We start from the raw sequence: 16,341 nt of genomic DNA on the forward strand, positions 1-16,341 counted from the left end.
TCCTTGTCAATTAGCCCAAAATTTTAAGTAGTTCTGTATTTTTCATCATACCGCATAAAGGAGTACGGCAACATGGCAGTCAAAGTGTATGGTTACGATAAATGTGGAACTTGCCGGAGTACGATAAAGTGGCTGAACGCGCACCAAGTTGAAATTTCCGAGAAGGTTCCTTTATTCGAAACGCCGCCCTCCGCACAGGAATTGGCGGAGCTTCTGGCATTAAGCGGACTTGGGATCAAGAAGTTTTTTAACACGTCGGGTGAAGTCTACAAAGAAATGAATTTGAAAGACAAGCTGCCGGGTATGACGCAGGAGCAGATGTTGGAGCTGCTCGCTTCCAACGGCAGACTGATCAAACGTCCGATCGTCACGGACGGCAAGAAAGTGACAATTGGTTTTAAAGAAGATGAGTTTGAGGGTGTATGGGCGAAAGGGTGAGGCACGTTGGATGAGAAGCGGAACACTTCCCGCAAAAAATCGCCGCTCGCCATTGGCGGTTTCCTCGCTGTTGTCCTTTCGCAAGGCAAGCTGCTGCTTACTGCCCTAAAGTTTGGCAAAGTCGGTGGTGCGATCATTTCGATGTTTGTCACGATCTGGGCCTACGCTTTGCTTGCTCCTCTTCCTTTTGTCATCGGAATTGTGCTGTTAATTCTGATTCATGAACTAGGCCATGTCCTAGCGGCCAGAATGAAGGGTCTTCCCGTGTCGGCTCCCGTATTTATTCCTTTCGTAGGCGCACTTATCGCAATGAAAAAGCACCCGACCAATGCGGCGACCGAAGCGTTTATTGGAATTGCGGGGCCAATTGCGGGCACGCTTGGGGGTGTGGCAGTTTTCGGACTGGGGATGTATTTCGATTCCGGTGTTCTCCTCTCCGTGGCATATGCCTCCTTTTATCTGAATCTGATTAACTTGCTGCCGATTCATCCGCTTGACGGCGGACGCATTGCGACGGCTGTCACCCGCTGGCTGTGGCTGCTTGGGCTGATCGGCGGTCTTGTATTCATCTGGTACCTCGACCAACCGCTTAATAAACTGCTTTTCTTTGTGGTCTGGGCGATGTTCGCATGGGATCTATACAAAAAATTTGTGCGGTTCCGCCACAAGGAGGAAAGAGTTACCGTTTCGACGCGATTTGAGCACCCGGCGAATCATTTGCTTGGGCAGAGCTATGTGATACCTGGCGAAAATCACATGCGAGAACTGGATTTTGCCACCTATTCGGACATCCAGGGAGCTGCGGACGGGCGCCAAACGATTATTATGTATTGGCAAGGGATCGGCTTCGAAGGCCATGCATACATGCCGACGCAATCGCTGATTCGCAAGGTTCAGGTAGTGAAAGTCGACCGCTTGGAGAAAGAAAACGGCTTCTTCCTGGGTCTGCAAGTGCAAGTCGAATATTCACCGCTCGCTGCTGTTAACGACAGCTATTACGAGGTGCCGACCCGTACGCGATGGCTGTTCGGTACCGCTTATTTGGCTCTGGCACTGTTCTTGCTGTACATGATCAGGGTGGTTCATCAGATCGGCATCGCATAACTACACGACATAATGGAGAATGGACAGATGACAATTACAGGTTCACGCCGGCTTAACCAGCTTGGCTCCGCCATCTTTTCGGAAGTGGCGCAATGGAAGAGCGAGGTTATGAAGCAAGGGGTTGACGTCATAGATTTAGGTATAGGCAGCCCGGACCTGCCGCCATCGCAGCGCATCGTAAGCGCCATGGTGGAAGCTGTCCAAAATCCTGCCTATTATGGCTATCCGACTTCGGAAGGAAGCCCCGCATTTCGCGAAGCGGTTGCCAAATGGTACGCTCATCGGTTCGGTGTTGAGCTCAACCCGGCCTCCGAAATTTTAACATTAATGGGCTCGCAGGATGGGCTTGCTCACTTGGCGCTTTCTCTCTGCGATCTGGGCGACATGGCGATCGTTCCGGATCCGGGTTATCCGATATATGCGGCAAGTCTTACGCTGGCAGGAGTAGAACCTTATCTGATCCCGCTGCGTGCTGACAATGCGTACTTGCCTAAACTTGAAGACATTCCGGCTGAAGTGGCTGCCAGAGCGAAATTCATCCTGCTCAACTATCCGAGCAATCCGCTTTCCGCCGTTGCAGATCGCGCTTTCTTTGAAAAGCTTGTCGCTTATGCCAAAGAGCACGACCTGCTTGTCGTACATGATCTTGCCTATTCCGAAATGGCGTTTGACGGCTATAAGCCGATAAGCATTTTGGAAATAGAAGGCGCTAAGGAGGTTGCCGTCGAATTCCATTCTTTATCCAAAAGCTTCAACATGGCAGGCTGCCGAATCGCTTTCCTGACGGGGAACAGCGCCGCTGTCGGCGCATTGAGAACGCTGAAATCGAATATCGACTACGGGGTATTCGGCGCGATTCAAGCTGCCGGTATCGCAGCTTTGGAAGAGGATATGGAACATGATCATTCCGTTTCGGGCATCTATGAGCGTAGACGCAATCTGTTTATTTCGGCCTTGCAGGCTGCCGGTTGGGTGATTCCCCCGCCGAAGGCGACGATGTTTATTTGGGCGCCGATCCCTGCCGGGTGGACCTCTCGACAAATTTCCCGGGAAATGTTGTATCAAGCCGGGGTTGTCGTGATTCCGGGAGATGCGTTTGGAGCGGAAGGCGAAGGGTATGTTCGGATCGCCCTTGTGCAAGAGGAAGACAGATTGCTTGAAGCGGCAAGACGCATCGGGGAATGGCTTCGAGCCACGAAAGAATGAAATATAGCAAGTTTGGTAAAAATAGGAGAATGAGAGAAATCAATTAGAGGTAGTTCAAAAAAATCATTTCACATATTGAAAGGGGTACGCCTATGGATGCGATTTCTTCCCTATCCGAGCTGCTCGCCGATCAGAAACCTTCCTCGTACGTAGAAATTCCGGGGAATTTGGGACAGACGTTCGGGCAAGCGACGATTGCCGCAACATTGCCGATTAGCAAATTATTCTCGATTTATGAGGTAGATTTGGAAGTGCAGCGCGCAATCATTCCGCGCAACTTATCCAAACTCATCGATTACATTAACTTATACCTGGAAGAGCGTCAGCCGATCTATTTTCCAGGCATCATCTTCTCCGCGCGCGGCGCTGGCTATTACGATGAAGACCATCAGGCGCTGCGTTTGCAGCCGATTGAAAAGCTCTATGTCGTAGACGGACAGCATCGTTTGGCCGCTTTCCAACGCATTATGGAAACGCTGCAAAGTCAAATGGCGCGTGCCAAAGACCGCAGGGAGTATGACAAAATGGAAGAGATTACGGAAAAGCTCCGCCGTCTCTATGCATTCCCGATTTCCACGATGACGTATCTGGACATCAACGCCCGTCAGGAGCGCCAATTGTTCTCCGACATCAATAAGCTGCCTCGCAAGCTGGGCGGCAACCTGGCTGTGCTGCGCGACCAACGCAGATTTTATCATGTGGCGGCGACGGAATTGGCGGCCAAGGCGCCTGCGATGCAGAAGCTGACGGTCGACATGTTCTCGGAACGCGGCAAATCGCCGGAGTACTTGTTCTCGTATCACTTGCTGATTGAAATTCTTGTGGCCTTGTTCGAAGGCCGAATGAAATCGGCTGCGCGCAACAACAACTACACCTATGAAGAGAAGGATTTACAGGAGCTGGTGACGTTGGCCGGGCAATATTTTAACGGCTTGCTGAACTACTTGCCTGCACCGTCCAAAGGTGAAATCGTCTGGTCGGAAAATATCCAGATCGCGCTGGCGCTCTTCATGCACGGAGAAGCGACGCTGACCGGCAGCTTCAATCGCTATGCGATGGAGCATATTTTGAAAATTTTACCGCATGTCAATTGGAATGCGATTTACGCTGGCGAAGAGAAGGACCGTTTGCCTCGCCGGACGCGGATCGTGAAAGCTTTTAACCATATCAAATCCTTCTATCAGGATCAGAATGCGTTCCTGATCGGAGACAGCGACAGCTATAAAGAGAAGGAGGACGTGGGCTAATGGAAGGATTGCGCCTAAAAATGACGATTTATCCTTTTTGCGAAAAGTTCGGTCTTGCCACCGTGGCTTTGCGCGTTCAGGATTTGCTTAACTACACGATGATCGATCCGATGGTGCAGCGGAAGCTGAGCAATATGCAGCGCCGTAAAATCTCCACGTACCTGCAGGAGCGCGAGCTTGATCACGTCTTCTTCGGTCCGGTTACGCTGTCGCTGCGCGAAGTGAACCAGCTGTCCAAAGGCGCGAATGAGTTTCTGCTCAGACACGGCTCGAAGCTTTCCATTTTGGATGGCCAGCACCGGATCTTGGCGCTTGGCTATGTGAACGACCAGATGCAAAAAGAAGTGCGCCGTTACGAGAAGAAGCTGGCGATGCTCAAAATCAAACAACGTAAACTCCCGGACGATGCGGACGTGAAGCAGGAAGTGGAAGAAACCGAGGGGACGATCTCTCAGCTCGAAGGACGCCGTCTTGACTTGATGGAAACGCAGCTCGCCGTGCAAATCTATATCGGTCTCACCGAGGACGAGGAGCAGCAACTGTTCGGAGACATCAACTCGAAGGTGCAGCTCGTAAGCAAAGAGCTCGGGCACTCTTTCGACTCGATCGATCCGCTTAACCTTGTCATTCAGCAAGTCGTTGACCATAACGTCTATCTGAAAGCGGCCGGCGTTGAGCGCAGAAGCAATTTGACCTCGTTCAACAAAAACTTTACGTGCTTCAGCTGGCTGTACGCGACGGCGACGATGCTCTTCTCGGGTAGAATGCAGCCGTCCTACGAGCTGCAGCGCAAAATCCGTCACGATCCATCGACGTATGTGGAGATTTTGCATCAGTTCTTCAATACGATCCTGCCGATGATGCCGGAACAGCCGGGCCTTGCGCAGTATACGTCCGCGAACCGTGTGATTCAGGAAAGCATCGCGCTCTATGCAAGCCGCTTCCTGTTCCCGGACGGCGAGTACAACGAGGAGTGGACGAAGTGCCTGCAAATTCTGGACGGCTTCGACTGGTCGCATGACAACGAGGAGCTGATTTACATTTTCGGATCGCTCGATAACGGCAAGATTAACCTGATTCATGAGAAGTCGCTCAAAAAGCATGTCAAGCTCGTCCAGTTTTTCCTGGAAGGCACGGATAACGCGGAGAGCGGCGAGGAAGTCACTTCCGCGTAACGTCACGAGAAAAAACCTTCAGCAACTGCTTAGGCAGGAGCTTGGAGGTTTTTTGCCGTTCTCTAGCAGAATGGCTGCGAGGAGGGGGTACCGCCCATTGAATCTCAAAATATACCATTTCTACTCTCCATTCGTCTATAGCAAATCTAGCGAACTAGAATAGTATATTCTATAAATGTTGAAGGGAGGAATGATAGATGAATTGCTCCGTTTATGCGACTTTGGCTCGAATCGGACTTGGTACAGTGATCACAGTTCATGCAGGCACGACGCCTAACCACACGGGTAAATTTTTGGGCATTGAAAATGGCAACGTTGTTCTGGCTAGCAGCAACACAATCTTCTTTATCAACATCGAAAAAATTGCTGTCGTCCACATTCCTTAATCCTACCAACGGTCAAAGAAGGCAATGAGCGAGTGCGCTCTTGCCTTCTTTTTTTGCCGCCGGGGAGCGGGCAGGTTTCATTCCCGTTTCCTTTGTCCATACTGCTAGTAGTTGAACGAATTGACTGGCGGGGGGCAGACGAGGCATGTTGGCCATTCATCAGCGCATGGCAGAATTGTGGACATTGCGCAGAGGGCGCGAGCTGACGCAAGCGGAGCATGACGAGTTGATGCTCTGCATGGAAGCGAACGCGACTTATGTGTGGAATCGATTGAAGCTGGAAAATTTATCGTTGTGCGCCTCCATGACGGCGGATTATGAGTGGCTGCACGATATCTGCGAGCGGATGGAGAAGCTCGGTCCCAAGCACTGACCTGACGGTCGGTGCTTTTTTCTTTACTTTTCTGGAAGAGTGTGGGCGAGTATAATAGAGGGAGTTATATGAAGCTAAGGAGTTGTCACATGGCAAGCTTGTATAAGCAACAGGAACAACAGGGCTCTGCCTCTTCCGGTATCATGCTGTTCGGCGTCATGCTGGCGGCGGCGCTCTTGCTTCGTTTGTTCGTGGCTCCGATCTGGATCGGCTATGATACCGACGTCCGAACTTTTCTGGCATGGGCTGATCGCGCTTACACCGTAGGCTTAAACGGACTGTATACGAATGCAAAAGATTATTTTCTCGATTACCCTCCGGGGTATATGTACGTGCTTTATATCGTCGGCATGCTCCATCATAAGCTCGCCATTCCTTGGGAAAGCGCAGGCTCGCTGCTCGTACTGAAGCTGCCTGCCATGCTGGCGGACATTGCAACAGCGGTGATGCTCGTTCGCGTGGCGCTCAGCAAGCAGGGCGGTATGCGGAGTTGGGCGCAGGCGCTGGGTCTTGCTGCGCTCTATCTGTTTAACCCTGCCATTTGGTCGAATTCTGCCGTCTGGGGACAGGTGGATTCGTTCTTCATGCTGTTTATTTCGGCTACGCTCCTCTATCAGCAGCGGGGCAAACTGCAGCATGCGTCTTTCTTTATCGCGTTGGCGCTGCTCCTCAAACCGCAGGCGCTGCTCTTCGGCGTATTTCTGCTCATCGACGTCGCCCGTAAGCGCAATTGGATGACGTGGCTGCTGTGCGTGCTGACAGGGCTTGCGACGATGGCTGTCATTTCGCTTCCTTTTGCCATTGGAAGAGGCTATGGCTGGTTAGTCGGCTTGTACTCCGGAACGCTGGCGTCCTATCCTTACGGCTCGCTGAACGCGTTTAACGTGCTGGCGCTGCTTGGGGGCAATTTTATCGATTTGAATCAAACCTTCTTACATATCCCTTACCAGTGGATCGGTCTAGTCCTGATGGTTCTCGCCATGATCTACGTTTGCCTGATTTATTTGCTGGGGTATCAGCGGCGCGGCGCCGTGCTGTACCTATCGTTCCTGTTTATTACGGCGGTCTTCATGTGCATGACGAAAATGCACGAGCGCTACCTGCATTACGGTCTTGTGCTAGCCTTGCTAAGCTTTATTTATATCCGGGATAAGCGGATTCTGTGGCTGTTCATCGGTTTCAGTGCGACGCATTTTATCAATATTGCAGATGTACTGCTGCGCAGCTTTCATCAAGACTATCACATACCGAGATATGACCCGCTTATGCTCACTGTGTCGGCCGCAAATGTGGTACTGTTTATCTATGCATGTCAGTTGGGATGGAGGCTTTTTGTGAAATCAGATCAAGATCGACAGGAGGAACAGCTTGCGACCGCATCGGCGGAGCAGGCGGCTTCGTTAGAGGATATTTCGCAGGAGGGGCAGCGCTCATCGAACGAAACTGAGCCAGGTCCTGTTTCTTTTCGGGAAACGAAGCTGTGGAAATCAATTTTTCAAGGTGAGGAGGGGAGCATAGAAAACGGTGAACGCGGTCGCGGACGGTGGTTCACTCGCAAAGATTGGCTTTATCTAGGCGCACTGGTCGTTGTCTACACGATCATCGCACTGTTCCACCTTGGCGGGCATACGGATCCCAAGACGTTCTGGAAGCCTGCAACGAGCGGAGAAGCCGTAGTTGTGGACCTGGGCAGCTCGCATCAAATTACGCGTATCAATAGCTTTGCAGGTGTGGGGGAAGGGGCTTACTCCTACTGGTTCTCGCAGGACGGCGAGAATTGGCAGGATCAGATCGCTGTGAAGTCCGACCATACGCAGGTGCTCACTTGGCACGCGGAGGAGCCGAAGAAAGAGGCCCGCTATATCAAAGTGGTGATCGACACGCAGGAATCGGCGGCGCTGCATCTGCATGAGATCGGCATTTTCGGGGATGGGCAGACGACACCGCTGCACATTCAGCAGGTGCAAGCATTGAATGTCAACCCGGCTGACGAAGGGGCGCCTGCGAGTCTGTTCGACGAGCCGAAGGATGTGCCTTACAGTCCGACCTATATGAACGGCACGTATTTCGATGAAATTTATCATGCGCGAACAGCCTGGGAGCATTTGCATAAAATCGAGCCTTATGAGAGCACGCATCCGCCTTTGGGCAAAATTTTAATCTCCGTCGGCATCTATCTCTTCGGGCTCAACCCGTTCGGCTGGCGCATTGTCGGCACGCTGTTCGGCGTCGGCATGATTCCGATTATGTATGTATTCGCCAAACGGCTGTTTGGCCGTTCGGAATACGCACTCATTGCCGCATTTTTATTTACGTTCGATTTCATGCATTTCGCTCAGACGCGGATTGCAACGATCGATGTGTATGGCGTCTTCTTCATCATGCTCATGTTTTTCTTCATGTATCGCTATACGACGCGAAGTTTTTATCGTCACAGGCTATGGGCGACGTTAATTCCGCTGGGGCTATCCGGGCTGTTCTTCGGCATCGGCGCGGCTTCCAAGTGGATCGTCATCTATGGCGGCGCCGGACTGGCCGTTTTGCTCGCGATCTCGTTATGGGAGAGATACAGAGAGTATCGATTTGCGAAAAAGCTGCTGCTGAGGCAGGCGAGTACGGAAGAGGAAATCCCCGCTTTGGAGGCGGTGATGGAGGCTGAGCTTTCTCCGGAAGAAAGCGCGCAGTTGCAGCATGTGAAGCGGCGTTTTGTGCCTGGGACGATTTGGACCTTGCTCTGGTGCGTGCTGACCTTTGTGCTTATCCCCGTGACCATCTACACCTTGTCGTACATCCCGTTCATGATGGTGCCGGGCCCCGGCCACGGACTGAAGGATGTCGTGACATACCAGGTGCATATGTATAAGTATCACAAGGATCTCGTCGCTACGCATCCGTTCTCCTCGCCTTGGTGGGAATGGCCGATGATGCTGCGGCCGATCTGGTATTATCAAGCGAAGTTCATGCCTGAAGGCATGCTGTCGAGCATCGTGTCGTTCGGCAATCCGCTCGTGTGGTGGCCTGGTTTTATCGCTGTCCTGTTCTCGCTGTATATGGTGTTCATTAACAAGGATAAGCGTCTGCGTCTGCTGCTGATCGCCTACGGCTCACAATATTTGCCGTGGATCCTAGTGCCGAGACTTACGTTTATTTACCACTATTTTGCGATGGTTCCATTCCTGGTTCTCATCCTTACGTTCTACATTAAGCAGTTTCTGGAAGAAGGCCCCCCGAAGCGGCGCCAATGGGTGCTCGGTTATCTGGGCGGCGTGCTGCTGCTGTTCTTCCTGTTCTACCCGATTCTGTCCGGCATGATGATTCCAGCGAAATATTCATTCTTCCTGCGCTGGCTGCCGGGTTGGAATTTCTTCTAACTATGAAAATGGAGTGTGAACGTTGATGGCTAAAATCGTTATTATTTCCGGCAGTCCGACCCCGACTTCAAGAATTCACGGTGTGATTGAGATTGCCCGCAGCGCCTTCGTACAGGCCGGTTTGGAAGTCGATTGGATCAAAGTACGGGACATCCCTGCCGAAGATCTGATGTACGCTAACTTTGCCAGCGAAGCGATTGTGAACGCGAACAACATCGTAGCAAGCGCGGATGCGGTGCTTGTGGCAACGCCTGTGTATAAAGCTTCTTACACCGGTGTGCTCAAAGCGTTCCTGGACCTGCTCCCGCAAAAAGGGCTCGAACGCAAAGTCGTCCTTCCGATCGCGGTCGGCGGCACACAGTCTCATCTGCTCGCCATTGATTATGCGCTAAAGCCGGTGCTGTCCGCGCTGGGGGCGCAAAATATTTTACAAGGCGTCTTCGTGCTCGATAAGCAGGTCACGTGGGGCGAAGGCGGGCAAGCGATTCTCGATAAGGAAATTACGGAGCGATTGGATAAGGCAGTGCAGGATTTTATTCAGGAAGTGAAGTGGCATACGAGCCGCTCGTAGTTGATTACGACCGCTTCCGGCACATGGTGCTGGCGGCGGTTTCTTTTTTGGCCAGGCGTCAGGTTGGCGGGATTTGTTAATGCCGGGGTTGCATGCGGCATGGTATACTGAGATCATGTGTACATGAAATGAACCGTTAAACGAGGGGAGCAATTCGTTTGTCTGATAAATCTGATACTAAATCTGAATCCTTGCTGCTTGTAGACGGAATGGCGCTGCTGTTCCGCGGTTTTTATGCCACTTCTTCAGGCGGATACATAATGAGAACAAGTGCCGGTGTGCCGGTGAACGGCGTCTATGGCTTTCTTCGGTACATGCTGGATGCTATTCAGACCTTCAAGCCTACGCATGTGGCGTGCTGTTGGGATATGGGGAGCCGCACATTTCGGACGGAGAAGTTCGAGTCTTACAAAGCGAACCGGGGGCCTGCGCCGGAGGAACTGATTCCTCAGTTCGACTTGGTCAAGGAAGTGACGGCCAGTTTTAACATTCCTAACGTTGGCGTCAGCGGCTACGAGGCGGACGATTGCATCGGGACGCTCGCGACACTTTACAGCGCGTCGATGAAGGTGCAGATTTTGACCGGCGATCACGACATGCTGCAACTGGTTAATGAGAACACGGAAGTCATTATTATGAAAAAAGGCCACTCCAACTACATGGTGTATAACCTCGACTCCCTCATGGAGGAAAAGAGCTTGACGCCGCCGCAGATCATCGATCTGAAGGGACTTACGGGCGATACGGCGGACAATTACCCAGGCGTGAAGGGAATCGGTGAAAAGACGGCCGTTAAGCTGCTGAACGAGTATCAGACAATCGACGGCATTCTGGAAAACCTGGCGCAATTGCCAAAAGGCGTGCGCGCCAAAATTGAAGCAGAGCTGGAGATGCTGCACCTCTCCCGCGATCTCGCCACGATTCGTCTCGATGCGCCGATCGCTTGCGCACTGGAAGACTGCAACTGGGCCATGGAGCGCGAGAAAGTCATTAGTAAATTTGAAGAACTGGAATTTAAAGGACTTATGAAATTAATCGGCTAAATGAACAAGCAAGATCCTGGAAGGGGTCTTGTTTTTCTTATTCATCAAATGACGATCGAAATTCTAAAGATTTTATCCATTTACCTAGGGTAATTAGCTGTCTGGTCAGGGTAAAACAGCTAGAATAGGGGCATCGGGCGGCCTAAGCCAACGCTCTAATCACCTACAGGAACCGCTGATAAAGCGGTCGCCAAAGTTTCGTTCGGACACCGTGCAAGTTGGCTCAGGGAGGCTATTCTGCCGCATGAAGCATCGATCGATTATCAATTATATTAATCAGCATTTTAAGGTCAAGCTTATCCTAAGTTTGTCCGTCATCATTATCCTTTGTTCCCTTGTAACCGGTTACGTTTCATACCGGATTAATCTTAATCTATTCGAAAGCGAAATCAGTCGGCAATACGTTCAGACGAGCGAGCAGACGATGGAGCAGATCGGGTTTAAAATTCAAGATATATACCGAATGACCGACTTTGTTTTCTTTCATCCGATGGTCGAGGAAATTGTAAAGGGAATGAATGCGGTTCCCAAAGATGGAGAGAGCGAGGCTTACCGCAACTTCATGTTGGAGCGCGACTTGGCCAACATTCTGCTTCCCCTCAAAAATGAAACGCCGCAAATCCGTGCCCTGTACATCGTCGATCAGCAGGGGAACAATGTCTATTTTAGTCAGGCGGCCGCATCCATTCAGATTAAATTTCCCGACTTCTATGCGCAGATTAAAGGCGGTATGAATCCATCATCCGCGGAAATCGTCTGGCAGCGAACGCTCATTCCCGATACATCGGAACCGTCGGGATTCAAAAGCACGATTGTCGCGGCGCGCGTGCTGAAATCGACGAAGCAACAGACGGAGTATGGCATGATCATACTGATCTTGGATGAATCCTTCTTCAGCAACTCCTTGGAACCGCTTTTGGCGGGAAGAACGACGGGGGCCTACTTGTATGACCAGCATGGGAAACTGCTGTACAGCAAGGAGGCGGCCAATGCGCAAGGCTACGAGCCCCAATTGCTGAAAGCTGGCATGGACGGGCGATTGATTCGGCATATTGGCAATACCGATTACTTGTTTGTCAAAAGCGTGTACGAGCCCCGCTCCTTCACGCTGACCAGCGGCATCTCGCTGGCAGATCTAAAAGCCAAGGGCCGCAGTGTATATCAACTGGCGCTTATCTCCGGGCTTGTCAGCGTTGCCCTAATGGCTATTAGCGTATCGTTCTTTAGCGGCAAAATGCTCCGGCCGCTGCACCAGTTAGTACGTGCGATGCAGCGGGTGAGAGAAGGGAATTTCCGCGAATCCATCCCCAAAACATCGAAGGACGAATTCGCATTTCTGGCGGACAGCTTCAACAAGATGGTTGCAGATATTCAAGCGCTCATCCAAGAAGTCTATGTCAGCAAACTAAGCGAGAAGGAAGCGGAACTAAAAGCGCTGCAGGCGCAGCTCAATCCTCATTTTTTGCATAATGCCTTAAATACCATATATTGGAAAATCATGTTGTTATATGAAGATGCCGAGACGGCCTCGTTAGTCTCCAGTTTGTCAGATTTGTTGAAATACTCCCTTGGCACGATCTCCGCCCCCAGTACGCTAAGGGAAGAACTTAAGCAGATCCGAAACTATATGACGATTCAAGAAGCGCGCTACGGAGAGGAATTAACCGTCTGCCTCGAGGTCGAGGAGGCGATACTGGAGGGAAGCATGCAGCGGCTGCTGCTGCAGCCTTTGGTGGAGAACGTGTTTGTACATGCTTTTGCGGATCAGTCAGAAGACAAGCGTTTGTCAATCCGGGCTAGCCGCGTAGACAGCGAACTTCGCATTGAAATCGAGGATAACGGCTGCGGCATGCCGGACAGAGTAATCGCACAGCTTCACGATGATCGCAGTATACAGGACGACCGGAAAGAGCGGGAAAGCATCGGCATTCGCAATGTGATGAGACGTATTCACCTTGTTCATGGGAAGCCGTACGGTATGGACATTCGACAGTTGGAACAGGGAACACGGATTGTACTTAGACTGCCGTTCGAGCTCGAACTGCGCAAGGAAGGAGAGACACAGCATGCGCATCATGTTGGTTGAGGATGAGCCTTTATTCCGGAAAGGGCTTGCCAAAATGATAGCAGGATCAGGGACAAGATGGACCGTCTGCGGAGAAGCGGAGAACGGTCAGGTTGCGGAGCAGATGATTCCGGAACTGCAGCCGGATCTGGTGATGACGGATATTCGCATGCCTGCGATGGACGGACTCCAGCTCCTTAAACAAACGAAGGCCCGTTTTCCTTCCATCGAGTTTATTGTGATTACGGGGTATCAGGATTTTTATTATGCCCAGACTGCGCTGCGCAGCGGTGCACTGGATCTGCTCGTTAAGCCCTGCAGCATGCAAGATATTTTTGATGTTCTGCACAAAGTGGAAGTGCTGCTTGCGGAGCGAGAGGCTGTCGCCCGTCAAGCGGCGAGTGACAAGCAATTGCTCTTGGAAAATACGCTTCGAGCGGTTATGCTGCGCTTTCCCTACGCATTGGGCATGCTGGAAGAGCTGAAGGGCATGCCCGATTCGTATCGGTTGCTGATGATCCAGATCATGGATTTTTTCCCGGTTCATCGCGCCTACCGAAAGCAGGATGTTTCTTTGCTGCAATTCTCAGCACTGAACATTATAGGGGAAATGATGGACATTTTCGGCATCACGGGAACCTTGCTGGGCATAGAGTCAGGGCGGTTCGCTCTCTTGTTCGATGCGTCTGCAGACGAGGAGCCATTCGTAGAGGCTGCTTGCCGAACTGTGCAGCAATTACTCGGATTGCCGATGAGCGCGGCATGTTCCGACCTTGTTGGAGAGTGGACACAGCTGCCGGATGTCTACGAGTCATTACTGGAGAAGATGAAAGCGTCAATTTCCGTAGATAAGGCGAATGGACAAGAAGCGGCTTTGGCAATTAATCGGGCCAGACAGCAACTGATTAGTGCTCAACTGGCTGCATTCTTTTCTTCCGGGCAAATTGACGCCATGAAATCGTATTTGGAACAGCATGCGTTAGAAATTAGCAGCATCAATGAGGAAGCTTGGCGGATCGAAGCCTTATCGCTTAGCTTTGCGCTGCAGGATACGATGCGCAAGCAATTTGGACAGGAGTCGGACTCGCTTTCCTTGACGGATCGGATCAGCAAGCTGCACGATTGCCATGGGAAGGATGAAGCCGGGGCATGGATGAAGGAAGAACTGGAGCGGTTTTGGACCGCTTTTCAAGCGTGGCAGAACAGACATAGTGCCGGCGCCATTTCACGAGCAGTTCGCTATATGCAGGAGCGATATACCGAATCGCTGTCGCTGCAGCAGGTAGCCGCTCAGGTACATTTGAACGCAACCTATTTTAGCCATGTGTTCAAGAAAGAGACCGGCTTCAGCTTTGTTCAGTATCTTCTTGAGATGCGCATGGAGAAGGCGAAGCAATTGCTCGCAAACACCGATATGAACATTACAGAAATTTCAGGTGCAATTGGGTATGACCTGCCCAATTACTTTGCTAAATTGTTCAGACAGTGTACAGGGCTCTCCCCAAAGGAGTTCCGGAAACAAAATCAGATATGACTGAGGCGAACAAGTCTTCAGGAAAAGAGGCGTCTGGATGATCAAAGGATGCAGATCCGCAGCGTTACTTGTATTGCTTGCTGTGGCAAGTGCTGGATGTGGGGCGGGCGACGGCCGGTTGCCAGTGCCTTCACAGGGTGCGGCCAAGCGGGGGAGCATTACCGTAAGCATTTATGACCGAGGTATTACCCCAGCCAGTGAGGGGACCGTCGATAACAACATCATGACGAGATGGATCAACGAGGCTGGCCCTGTCGATGTCAAATTTATTCCGGTGTCACGCACCCAATCGGAACAGGGGCTCAATACCTTATTTGCTGCTGAGAAAGCGCCGGATTTGATTTTGGAATATGCACCGCAAGTCAAAAACACACTGATTGACCGAAAGCTGATTCAGCCGATAGAGGGCATGATTAAAGCTTATAGTACCGAATACAAAGAGCTGCTGCGTAAATATCCGATTTTGAAAAGAGTAGGAACCGGCGCCGACGGTCAGTTGTACCAGTTTGGCCGTATTAACGAGACGATTCCGCAGCGCGGCGTCTTTATCCGGAAGGACTGGCTTCAAAAACTCGGGTTGAATATACCGAAGACGACGGATGAGCTCTATCTCGTAGCTAAAGCGTTCGCTGAACGGGACCCGGACGGGAACGGCAAGAAAGATACATACGGCATCGCGATGTCCTACAATTCCGGAGCCATCCTGGATGAGATGTTTGGTGTGACTTACCCTGATTATGTCGTCAAGAATGGTGAGCTTGTTCACGGCTGGGATCATATTGAGGCGGTCACGGCGTTTAAGAAAAGGCTGTACGAGGAAGGAATTGTGGACAGAAGCTATTTTACGGACAAGACGGGGTCAAGGGCGAAGTATGATTTCCTAAATGGCAAGACAGGTATCTTCATGGAACAGTTTAACGTTCCCGTCACTTTCTTAACCGATTTTTACATGCCCTTGTTAAAAAATGTGCCGGAAGCGGATCTAGCCATCATGCCGTATCCGGAGACGCCGGTCGGACGATTCAACCCCATTTTTGTGAATCCGGTTCAAATGACGGGGGTTGTGAATGCCAAGGCCAAAGATCCGGAGGCCGTCATGAAGTATGTCGACTTCGCTTCCTCGGAACGATTTATGAAAACGATGTACTACGGCTTTGAAGGCATTCATAGCAAATCGGAAGCCGGCGTCTGCCCGCAAGTAACGGATCTGATGAAATGGAGAACAGAATTCAACTATGCCTCTGGCGACTTTGCGATGCTAGCTTCGCCAATCCTTGCAGGCAACTGTTATTATGGCACGAGGAAATTAAGCAATGACGATCCGCTGCAAAAGCGCGTCAAGGAGATGTTCGAACGAAACTCTCTGAATGTAGATTTCAATTTGCAGACAGCCGGTCCGACGCATTCGGAGCAGATGCCCCAACCGCCGAAGGAGCTTCAGCAGATCCTAACGGATATGACGAGGCACGTTGGCTCGATGGAAGGGGACATCTGGATAAAGGCTGTCCTAACGCCGGGATACTCACCGATGCAGGCTAGGCAGGATGCAGTTGCTGCATGGGAGTCGGCCGGAGGTGAAAAAGTGGATGAGTGGTACCGGAAGTTCTACGCCACTGACAAGTCGAAAATCATCCTGACAGAGGATATTTACCGTATCTTCCAGGAACAGCGTGCTGCACAGAACGCGAATTAATTCAGAAGGAGAAAGCCCCCAAGTTCGGGGCTTTTTTTTATCGAAGAATGTCCGACTTCCAAAAATCGTATCCATTTCTCCAAAGTTCTTAGATGTTCGTTCTGATAGAAAAACGTAAACTAAGATCAAGCAACA

The 16,341-nt window shown here is 51.2% G+C and carries 13 protein-coding genes; all 13 read left to right on the forward strand.

Annotated features, from left to right (window positions below; translation table 11 throughout):
* Positions 1 to 72 precede the first annotated feature (72 nt).
* Entirely contained in the window at positions 73 to 438 is a 366-nt protein-coding gene (locus tag EJQ19_RS15780; RefSeq protein WP_126142200.1) for an arsenate reductase family protein, read from the forward strand.
* A gap of 6 nt (positions 439 to 444) precedes the next feature.
* Positions 445 to 1,542 carry a site-2 protease family protein gene (locus tag EJQ19_RS15785; protein WP_126142201.1) on the forward strand — a complete coding sequence of 366 codons (1,098 nt, stop codon included), beginning with the start codon at positions 445 to 447 and terminating at the stop codon, positions 1,540 to 1,542.
* Positions 1,543 to 1,569: 27 nt separating this feature from the next.
* Positions 1,570 to 2,748: an aminotransferase class I/II-fold pyridoxal phosphate-dependent enzyme gene (locus EJQ19_RS15790; RefSeq protein ID WP_126142202.1), complete on the forward strand. Its 1,179-nt coding sequence runs from the start codon at positions 1,570 to 1,572 to the stop codon at positions 2,746 to 2,748.
* A gap of 92 nt (positions 2,749 to 2,840) precedes the next feature.
* A complete protein-coding gene (locus EJQ19_RS15795) occupies positions 2,841 to 3,995 on the forward strand; it encodes a DNA sulfur modification protein DndB (protein ID WP_126142203.1) in 1,155 nt (384 codons plus the stop codon).
* Positions 3,995 to 5,170: a DNA sulfur modification protein DndB gene (locus tag EJQ19_RS15800; RefSeq protein WP_126142204.1), complete on the forward strand. Its 1,176-nt coding sequence runs from the start codon at positions 3,995 to 3,997 to the stop codon at positions 5,168 to 5,170. The genes EJQ19_RS15795 and EJQ19_RS15800 overlap by 1 nt, the downstream gene beginning before the upstream one ends.
* Before the next feature lie 197 nt (positions 5,171 to 5,367).
* A complete protein-coding gene (locus EJQ19_RS15805; protein ID WP_126142205.1) occupies positions 5,368 to 5,556 on the forward strand; it encodes a hypothetical protein in 189 nt (62 codons plus the stop codon).
* A gap of 145 nt (positions 5,557 to 5,701) precedes the next feature.
* Entirely contained in the window at positions 5,702 to 5,929 is a 228-nt protein-coding gene (locus EJQ19_RS15810) for a DUF7667 family protein (protein WP_126142206.1), read from the forward strand.
* A gap of 89 nt (positions 5,930 to 6,018) precedes the next feature.
* Complete coding sequence (locus tag EJQ19_RS15815; protein ID WP_241242931.1) at positions 6,019 to 9,300, forward strand: phospholipid carrier-dependent glycosyltransferase; 3,282 nt, start codon at positions 6,019 to 6,021, stop codon at positions 9,298 to 9,300.
* 25 nt (positions 9,301 to 9,325) lie between these two features.
* Positions 9,326 to 9,871, forward strand: coding sequence for an NADPH-dependent FMN reductase (ssuE, locus tag EJQ19_RS15820; protein ID WP_126142207.1), 546 nt, complete (start codon positions 9,326 to 9,328; stop codon positions 9,869 to 9,871).
* Between the two features lie 158 nt (positions 9,872 to 10,029).
* Positions 10,030 to 10,914, forward strand: coding sequence for a 5'-3' exonuclease (locus EJQ19_RS15825; RefSeq protein WP_277600949.1), 885 nt, complete (start codon positions 10,030 to 10,032; stop codon positions 10,912 to 10,914).
* Between the two features lie 244 nt (positions 10,915 to 11,158).
* Positions 11,159 to 13,000, forward strand: coding sequence for a sensor histidine kinase (locus EJQ19_RS15830; protein ID WP_126142208.1), 1,842 nt, complete (start codon positions 11,159 to 11,161; stop codon positions 12,998 to 13,000).
* Positions 12,981 to 14,513 (forward strand): response regulator transcription factor, encoded by a 1,533-nt coding sequence (locus EJQ19_RS15835; protein WP_164716575.1) that lies wholly within the window; start codon positions 12,981 to 12,983, stop codon positions 14,511 to 14,513. The genes EJQ19_RS15830 and EJQ19_RS15835 overlap by 20 nt, the downstream gene beginning before the upstream one ends.
* Before the next feature lie 37 nt (positions 14,514 to 14,550).
* Positions 14,551 to 16,206 (forward strand): extracellular solute-binding protein, encoded by a 1,656-nt coding sequence (locus EJQ19_RS15840; protein ID WP_126142210.1) that lies wholly within the window; start codon positions 14,551 to 14,553, stop codon positions 16,204 to 16,206.
* Positions 16,207 to 16,341: the final 135 nt, after the last annotated feature.

The sequence above is a fragment of the Paenibacillus whitsoniae genome, from assembly GCF_003955665.1.
GTDB classification, from domain to species: Bacteria; Bacillota; Bacilli; order Paenibacillales; family NBRC-103111; genus Paenibacillus_E; species Paenibacillus_E whitsoniae.